The organism is Coleofasciculus sp., from assembly GCF_046539235.1.
Classification (GTDB): domain Bacteria; phylum Cyanobacteriota; class Cyanobacteriia; order Cyanobacteriales; family Coleofasciculaceae; genus Coleofasciculus.
The window spans coordinates 1-8,222 of record NZ_JBKHHI010000306.1 but is presented as its reverse complement, the minus strand read 5'-3'; the positions used below and the strand labels follow the sequence as shown (position 1 = coordinate 8,222).

8 protein-coding genes are annotated in these 8,222 nt (G+C 46.1%); 6 read left to right on the top strand and 2 right to left on the bottom strand.

Annotated features, from left to right (window positions below; translation table 11 throughout):
- Positions 1 to 407 precede the first annotated feature (407 nt).
- A complete protein-coding gene (locus tag ACLFWI_RS22140) occupies positions 408 to 596 on the bottom strand; it encodes a hypothetical protein (protein WP_446334116.1) in 189 nt (62 codons plus the stop codon).
- A gap of 299 nt (positions 597 to 895) precedes the next feature.
- Here ACLFWI_RS22140 and ACLFWI_RS22135 point away from each other — a divergent pair, with 299 nt between their 5' ends.
- The 4 genes from ACLFWI_RS22135 to ACLFWI_RS22120 all read left to right on the top strand — a co-directional run bounded on the left by ACLFWI_RS22135 (position 896) and on the right by ACLFWI_RS22120 (position 5,441).
- The gene (locus ACLFWI_RS22135) at positions 896 to 2,392 is read left to right on the top strand and encodes a hypothetical protein (RefSeq protein ID WP_446414715.1); all 1,497 of its coding nucleotides are present in this window, start codon (positions 896 to 898) and stop codon (positions 2,390 to 2,392) included.
- Complete coding sequence (locus ACLFWI_RS22130; RefSeq protein WP_446414714.1) at positions 2,389 to 3,714, top strand: DUF1822 family protein; 1,326 nt, start codon at positions 2,389 to 2,391, stop codon at positions 3,712 to 3,714. Before ACLFWI_RS22135 ends, ACLFWI_RS22130 begins: the two co-directional genes overlap by 4 nt.
- 507 nt (positions 3,715 to 4,221) lie before the next feature.
- Complete coding sequence (locus ACLFWI_RS22125; protein ID WP_446414713.1) at positions 4,222 to 5,139, top strand: tetratricopeptide repeat protein; 918 nt, start codon at positions 4,222 to 4,224, stop codon at positions 5,137 to 5,139.
- Positions 5,140 to 5,210: 71 nt separating this feature from the next.
- Positions 5,211 to 5,441, top strand: coding sequence for a hypothetical protein (locus ACLFWI_RS22120; protein WP_446414712.1), 231 nt, complete (start codon positions 5,211 to 5,213; stop codon positions 5,439 to 5,441).
- Positions 5,442 to 5,541: 100 nt separating this feature from the next.
- Here ACLFWI_RS22120 and ACLFWI_RS22115 read toward each other — a convergent pair whose 3' ends face one another.
- A complete protein-coding gene (locus ACLFWI_RS22115; protein WP_446414711.1) occupies positions 5,542 to 5,958 on the bottom strand; it encodes a hypothetical protein in 417 nt (138 codons plus the stop codon).
- 109 nt (positions 5,959 to 6,067) lie between these two features.
- On the opposite strand from ACLFWI_RS22115, the gene ACLFWI_RS22110 reads away from it, so the two are divergent.
- Both ACLFWI_RS22110 and ACLFWI_RS22105 read left to right on the top strand, forming a co-directional pair.
- Complete coding sequence (locus tag ACLFWI_RS22110; protein ID WP_446414710.1) at positions 6,068 to 7,192, top strand: CapA family protein; 1,125 nt, start codon at positions 6,068 to 6,070, stop codon at positions 7,190 to 7,192.
- 28 nt (positions 7,193 to 7,220) lie between these two features.
- Positions 7,221 to 8,222 (top strand): S-layer homology domain-containing protein (locus ACLFWI_RS22105; RefSeq protein ID WP_446414709.1); only part of this gene is annotated, 1,002 nt, incomplete at its 3' end.

Here is an 8,222-nt window from a genome sequence, read left to right as displayed (position 1 = left end):
TATAGGTTTGTGATTCTAGGTAAGCATCAGAACCTGATATGATTTTATTCGTCATCAATGATTTGTCGGGGCGGGTTTGGGGACTAAATTGAATGCGTCATCAATGATTTGTCGGGGCGGGTTTAGGGATTAAATTGAATGTGTCACCAATCAATGAACAACTTGCGCCCGCCCTCCCCACCGATAAATGAACAATAAAACCTGTCCGGGTTCAAGATAAGACAAGCCACCCCAATTTGGTAAAGGGCGACCCGATAAAATTGAGAGGACGAGTGTTGTTGATTTATGCAGCGGGTCGCCCCTACAGATTTTGATATTATGTTCGGTAAAATTCGCCCCAATTTATCCATCAAGAAAGATAGGTAGAGGTGGCGAATAGTCCCATTTTTGCGATACTATAAATTTCGCTAGTCATTCTTTTTAATAGGTGTCTCCACCTGCATCGGCGGAATCTCATCGGCTGTTAAGGTGACGATTTTTCCATCCCGCCAAATGCTAATCGATTGACCGAGCCTGCGGTGTCTTTCAATGGCTTGGGCAACGGCGGCTTTGACTCCAGCGTCAATTTTTTCTGATAATGAACTGGGTTCGCTCATATTAACCTCCTAGAATTTGATTAACAATTTTATCCCCAATCCCCCAACCTCCTCTGCGTACCTCTGCGGGAACCTCTGCGTACTCTGCGTTAAAAAAACATAATTTCGCTGAGAACTTATCACCATCGTAGGGGCGCACCGACGTGCGCCCTTTGTTGACGTGCGCCCTTTGCTGACGACGGGAGGCTCTGCATAAGCTCTAGCCGCTCAGAGTTAGATCCGACTGAACAACCCTTAAACTATGGAGGTACAACCCTTGAGACGATACCCCCGCCCACGTAGCCCCTGATACACGAGTGATGAGCAACCATTTGAGCGCCGTAAAAATCCCTACTAACACAGCTTCCCGATATTGGAGTGCGATCGCGATTGATGCAGCCGGGAGACGCCAAGTCCGGGAAATTACTGAAGCTAAGGCATTTTTCCTGGAATCATTCCCTGATTTTACCCCAGAGACTCAGGTATCAGATACCCAGGTTCAGCGTCAACTCTGGTACTGGATGCAGGATGCAGGGGAAGCAGGGGAAGCTGGGGAAGCTGGGGAAGCTGGGGGAGCCGGGGGAGCTGGGGGAGCCGGGGGAGCTGGGGGAGCAGAGATTAATCAGAGTTATAAGGCTCAACTTTGTCTCAAATGCTTTATGTCGCAGCAAATTGACTACGTTTGTCGGGGTTTAGCCAGTCGGTTTGGTGCGGAACATGGCTTTACCAGTACCGATTTATTACCCTTTGTTTTAGACGAAGAAATCGGTAAACTTCGCCGCCATTCTCCCACTTACCAATCCTTCCTGGATGAAATTTTACACAGTTTTGACCCCGAACAAAGCAGCCTCGCCACTTGGACAACTCGTCTGGTGAAACACCATAAACCCCTAAATCAATTCTTACTTGAACATGGGATTTATTTAGTTAGTGATTGGGCAATCCTAAATGATACCAAACCCAAACAACTACATCGTATTTTCGCCGAGTTTCACAACTTAACCCCACCGGAAATCCAACACGCCCAACAGCTTCTGGAAGCTTATCACGCCATCTACCGCAGCCAACGCCTAAAACAACGTCTCGCCGGAGTTAAAGGAAAATGTCACCCCCCCACCCCCGAACAATTACAGCAAATGGCGCAATGTCTCTCCCTTCCCCTACGCCCCGAAACCCTCCTCAGCCAACTGCAACTCATCGCCTCTCGACTGCGTGAGTACCGAATTTATGTACGCGGTGGGAAGTTAAAAAGCCAATCCCTGGATGCAACGCCAAATGAACCTATAGATATTCCCTATTCTGAACCCACACCCGATCAACAAAGCGAATTTTTAACCGCCTATCGCCAACAGTTTCTTAAAGGTTTAGATACCGCCATCGCCCAAATTACAGGCGATCGCACTCGGAAGTTACAGCGCCGAGATTCCCAAAAAGCCCAACAGTTTCTCACTGCGTTGCATCTGTTTCACTGTCAAGGACAATCCATGTCCGATATTGCCCGAAACTTTAACTATAAAGGACAATTTCAAATTAGCCGTTTACTGAAACTGAAGGTCCTTCGCGCTGATATTCAACGGGAGTTACTGGTTTATTTAAGCGATCGCATTCTGGAGAAAGCCCAACGCTATACCAATCGCCAACGCCTGCAAACCGTTCATCAACAGATTCAAGACGCGATCGCAGAACAAGTAACCCAGGTGATCGAAGAGGCGGCGACAGAAGCCAGTACCGCCACCAATGAACGCCATCATAAGACCCGCAGTCTCTTTACCCAAAGACTCTGCCTTTATCTAGATAACAGGAGTAATATATCATGACTTTCTACTCAACCACTCAACCGGGGCTTGATGGTGACGCTTTCGCCATTGAAACTATCCAACTCTCTGACGATGCGATTGAACAAGCTATTCACCTCGCCCAACCCATTGCTAACGAACAACGTCAATGGCAAACTTATCTCAATGCTTTAGGTTTATTTGGGTTTGAGTCATGGTTAGCTGAACGTAGTTCTGATTTAACCGTAAATCGCGATCGCACGTCCCTGTTCGACTCTGCGACAGCGAATCTCATTGAAGCGGTTTGTCATCTGAATGTGAATGGGTTTAACCTCTGTCTAATTGCCCAAGGTAGCCTATCGGATGATCAAGTATCCTTACCCAGAACCGTCGTCGATATTCCCGAATTCATCCCCCATTTCTACGTCATAGTAGATGTACAAGAGGAAGAAGAAACCGCCGTGGTTAAAGGGTTTGTCTCCTATCCTCAGCTAATCGAACACCGGGATACTCTGGGATTAACACCTGAGGAAGACTGGAACTATTCATTCCCCCTCGATTGTTTTGACACAGAACCCAGTAACCTCCTCTTAGAATTACGCTGTTTAACCCCCAGCGCCATACCCCTCCCCCCTATTCCCAGTGATCGCCGCCTGCAACTTGCCCAGATGCGATCGCAACTGGAAACCAAACTCCCCCAAATCCAGTCTCCGGCGTCCCAACTCTGGCAACATTTAACCTGGGAACAAGCCACCTTCGTACTCACCCGTTCTGAGTTACGCACCTGGCTGTATCAACTGCAAACCGATCCCCAAAGTCAATCTACCCTGCAAAACTATCTATCTGATGTACTCAGCCGCATCACCCGAAACGTGATTAATGTGGGACGCTGGTTGCAGGATGAATTAGACGAACTCGCCCAAGAACTCTCCTGGCAACTTCTGCCTAGTTTAACCCCCGCTAACGCCATGCGATCGCCTACCGCCGAATTGGATGCGATCGTGCAACAACTGGAGTATAATAATGTCCAAATTCCGCCTCAAGCCAAGGGCGCGTATCGCAATCTCCAGGTGGCAGACATCCCCCTGCGCTTGTATGCCATAACTTGGCCCCTCTTATCTGCAACTGTCCCCGAATGGGCGTTACTGATAATTTTAGGCACAGATTCGCCAACGGGTTTCCCAGAGGGTCTAACATTACAGATTAGTGACCAAACAGAGATTTTAGTCGAACAAACATTAGATACGAATAGTTCCTATTTCTTCACCAGTGTAGTGGCAACATGGCAAGAGACGTTTGTGGTCACGATTCGTTTAGGATCGGATATTGAACACATCCTGCCTCCCTTTGGCTTCAATCTCTAGAATTAGCCCTGAACTAAAGCCCTGAATTAAAGCCCTGAACTAAAGTACTCAAAGAGAAGCCGCTCCGCGTCTACGGGCTAAAAGCTCGCGTCCCGTTAAAACGGGTTCAAACTGATACAGCAGTTTGCTCTGCTATGCGGTACATTGTCGATCCCCCTCGCATCCCATAAGCAAAAAAAGCTCCCGCATCCTCTGGCTTCCCCCGTGCAACAGAAGCTCCCGCATCCTCTGGTCTCCCCCATGGAACGCTTCGTGTTATACCAAATCCGGGTTAGCCACCCCTTGTATAAGCTAGTCCGCGCAGGCGGACTTTGTTTGTGTAGCTGCGACTTCTAGTCGCCAGGGCAAAAAAGGGTTTCTATTAAAATAGAATATAAAACTTTTGGTTCCTTTGATTTTAACCCAAGGCGGTTGGTGAGACTGTAGCTTGAAATTTTGCTTCTGCTTCTGCCTTCTGCTTTTTTGTGGTGTCATCTGCTCAATCCTGTAAACTATGATTTCAGCCTCATGACCTATTTATCCTTACCCCACCGACTTTACTCCCTCAGCTTGGCGACAGCGACACTGCTGTTAACATTCCTCTCGCCGATTTCCCTATCCCCTAATCTGTCCCTATCTCTATCAACCCAGGTACAAGCCCAAACCTCTGAAGATCAGCTTAGTGCAGCCCAACAGTTGCTAGAGGAAGGAATTGATCTGTATCAGCAAGGTCAAATGCAGGAGGCGTTAAATCGACTAGAGGAAGCATCCAACCTATTTCAGCAAGTCGAAGCCCCCGCAGAAGAAACCATAACTCTGACCCAAATCGGTCTAATTTATGAGCATCGTCAACAGCATGAAGATGCACTAAACGTTTACGAACAAGCCTTAAATCTAGCCAAAACCCTCAATGATCCTTACCAAGAAGCGATCATCCTCGATTACATGGGTTCAGTCTATTCAAATCTAGAACAATATTCTCAAGCACTGGATCTGCACCAAAAGTCACTGGCACTTTTCCGAGAAGTGGATAATCGCCGCAGTGAAGGTATTGTATTGGGCAATATCGGCAAAGTTTATTTCGCTCAAGATCAAAATGAGCAAGCGATTGATTCCCTTGAAGCAGCGTTAAGCATTTATCAGGACTTGGACGAAAACATCTTAGAAGGAGAGGTTCTTTATTACCTAGGATTATCCCATCAAAACTTAAAAGACTATACCCAAGCCTTAGACTTTCACGAGCAAGCTTTAGACATTTTCAACGATGAGAATATCCCTGAGTTGCAAGCTCTAGCTTTATACAATATGGGGACAATCTACAGTCAACAAGGGAAAGAGCAAATGGCGCAAGCGTCTTATCAAGATGCCTTAACGATTTTTGAAGAATTAGGAAATGAGCAAGGAATTGCAGCTATTCGTTATCAAATGGAAACCCTTGAACAATAATTTAAGGATGACGTGCCTTTCAGTTTGTGAGGAACTGTCCTAAACGAGAATTACTGAATGACTAATTACCCATGAGAAATGACAAAGAACCGATTTCAAAAACCGAAGCAAAGCAACTCCTAGAACGTTTAATTTTTGACGATGAACGTCCTCAAGACTGGGTACAGGATGTTTGGGGATTGAGTCCAACGTTAGGAGAAAGTGGTGCTAAATTGCTGGAGGTATTTGAAGCGTTGATTGAATGTTGTCCTGATCAGAAATTGGAAAATTTAATCCAAATTTATTATCAGGACAAGTTGTAAAGGGAATAGAGGGATTTAGCGACTAGGAGAAATACCCTCCCCTTGACAAGGGGAGGGTTAAGGAGGGGTCAAATGTTTCCCTGGGAAACACCCTATTTACTTAACGCTTACTCCTAGAAAGCAGTCTTGACACATCAGCATGCATCAGGGCAATATTGGGATCACGTTGAATTGCTTGATAATAACGTTGTTCTCGATTAGTTCCCGCTTCATCCGGAGAAACCAGAGAACGGGCTTCGTCTAAAAGTTCATTTGCCTGATGCAACGTTATCGGTTCTTTGGCACTCAACGCTTCATCAATCTGGACAATAAATTGAGAGAAAGGGCGTAGCCAACTAAACCATTCATCTTGGACAACTAATTGAAAAAACTCTCCTTTTGAACGAATACGCCCATGAAACCGTTCATACCTATCGCGTTCCGAGTGGAGAAGGGCTTTATGCAGTTGCAGCAGCGCCCCACGCACATCGCGCAGGCGTTGAAAGGGTAGGTTTCCGGGAGAATAGGTAAATGACATGAACCAGGATGGCGATCGCGACTTTCTTTATTTTAGATTGAGTTTAACATTGGTGTAGCGTGCCGTTCGCGATCGCGCTTGAGAGTGAGTTAATCATAAACAGGTTATTATGGACAATAGTAGGTCTAATTTTATCACCCTATTTCTGTGTGGTGATGTCATGACGGGGAGAGGGATTGATCAGGTGCTACCTCACCCTAGTAATCCAGTTCTCCACGAATCCTACATCAAAGATGCCAGAGACTATGTTACCCTGGCTGAGAACAGGAATGGTATCATTGAAAAACCTGTTAACTTCGCTTACATCTGGGGCGATGCACTTGAGGAATTCGAGCGAGTATCCCCTGATTTAAGACTGATTAATTTGGAAACCAGTATCACCAAGAGTGACGAGTATTGGTACGATAAACTCATCCATTATAGAATGCATCCCGATAATAGTCCTTGCTTAACAGCCGCCAAAATAGATTATTGTTCTCTGGCAAATAACCATGTCATTGATTGGAGATATGCAGGGCTACAAGAAACCTTAGACACCTTAACCAAACTGAATATAAAAAGTGCGGGCGCAGGACAAAATCTTAAAGAAGCCGCAGCGCCTGCTGTCATGGAGGTTGAGGGAAAAGGTAGAGTAATCGTCTTTTCTTTGGGTTTCCAAACCAGCGGAATTCCCCTTAGTTGGGCAGCTACCGATGATCAGCCTGGTGTCAATCGATTAACAGACGTTTCAGATCAAACTATCCTTGAGATTAAAGAAAACGTTCGATACGTAAAACGACCCAGAGATATCGTCGTGGCGTCGATTCACTGGGGAGGAAATTGGGGTTATCAGGTTCCTAGTGAACAACGAGCATTTGCCCATAAACTTATTGATCAAGCTGGTGTTGACATCATTCACGGACATTCGTCCCATCATGTCAAAGGAATAGAAGTTTATCGCCAAAAGTTGATTCTTTATGGATGTGGTGACTTACTCACTGACTATGAAGGGATCAGGGGATATGAACAGTATCGAGATGATTTAAACTTAATGTACTTCGTGAGTGTGAATCCAGCAACGGGAAAGCTGATTAATCTGCAAATGACACCAACCCAGATCAAAAAGATGCGATTAAATCGAGCATCAACAACCGATACACTATGGTTAAGAGATGTATTGAATCGGGAAGGAAAAAAGTTTCGCGATCGCGTAAAATTGAACCCCGATAATACTTTAGCACTACAGTGGGAATAACTCACCTACGACATAAGACGAATGACGAATGACGATCTCCACCGATTCCCGCTTTGCCGATACCCAAACCCATTGGGCAAAAGACTCGATTCACCAGCTTTTTAACCGCCAAATTATCAGTGGTTATCCGGATGGTAGCTTTCGCCCCAATAACTACGTTACCCGGGCTGAATTTGCGGCGATTTTAAATAAAGCCTTTCCCCAAGCTACTCCAGTACGCGATACGATCAATTTTCGCGATGTACCCGCCAATCACTGGGCAAATTCCGCGATTCAAACCGTTACCCGTGCCGGATTTTTCTCCGGTTATCCTAATGGAACCTTTCGCCCCAATCAACCGATTCCCCTTGTGCAAGCGTTAGTGGCATTGGTGAGTGGGTTACAGTATGACCGTGACCCAAATCCTAACTTAATTCTCCAGAAATACTATGATGATGCGACAGCTATTCCCAATTATGCACGAGGCGCGATCGCAACCGCAACCCGTAAGTTTTTAGTGCTTAACTATCCAGATGTCAGACGCCTACACCCGAATCGCAATGCGACACGAGGCGAAGTAGCTGCACTGATTAGTCTGGCGTTAAAACTCCCTGGCGTTCCCTGGCAGTATATTCCGGGTTGGGATATTATCGCCATTGAACCGTTATTCGATGAGGCGGATTCCTTTACCCAAGGACGGGCGAGGGTCAAACTGGGCAATAAATGGGGATATATTGATCAAGCTGGAACGTTTGTTATTGATCCGCAACTGGATGAAGCCGAACCGTTTTCTGAAGGCATCGCATTAGTAAGATTGCAGCAAAATGGCGTTGACTTAAGCGGGGTTGGTAGTAGGCACTTGAGAAGAAGAAGCGCTAAAGCGCTGACTACAAACGCCCGAAATCAATTATCCTCACCCTGGGTTGGTAGTAGGCACTTGAGAAGAAGAAGCGCTAAAGCGCTGACTACAAACGCCCGAAATCAATTATCCTCACCCTGGGTTGGTAGTAGGCACTTGAGAAGAAGAAGCGCTAAAGCGCTGACTACAAAC

What these genes read in the sequence shown, in the direction of transcription:
- ACLFWI_RS22140 (WP_446334116.1), bottom strand. Translation starts at nt 596, where the DNA reads ATGAGCGAACCCAGTTCATTATCAGAAAAAATTGACGCTGGAGTCAAA.
- ACLFWI_RS22135 (WP_446414715.1), top strand. Translation starts at nt 896, where the DNA reads ATGAGCAACCATTTGAGCGCCGTAAAAATCCCTACTAACACAGCTTCC.
- ACLFWI_RS22130 (WP_446414714.1), top strand. Translation starts at nt 2,389, where the DNA reads ATGACTTTCTACTCAACCACTCAACCGGGGCTTGATGGTGACGCTTTC.
- ACLFWI_RS22125 (WP_446414713.1), top strand. Translation starts at nt 4,222, where the DNA reads ATGACCTATTTATCCTTACCCCACCGACTTTACTCCCTCAGCTTGGCG.
- ACLFWI_RS22120 (WP_446414712.1), top strand. Translation starts at nt 5,211, where the DNA reads ATGAGAAATGACAAAGAACCGATTTCAAAAACCGAAGCAAAGCAACTC.
- ACLFWI_RS22115 (WP_446414711.1), bottom strand. Translation starts at nt 5,958, where the DNA reads ATGTCATTTACCTATTCTCCCGGAAACCTACCCTTTCAACGCCTGCGC.
- ACLFWI_RS22110 (WP_446414710.1), top strand. Translation starts at nt 6,068, where the DNA reads ATGGACAATAGTAGGTCTAATTTTATCACCCTATTTCTGTGTGGTGAT.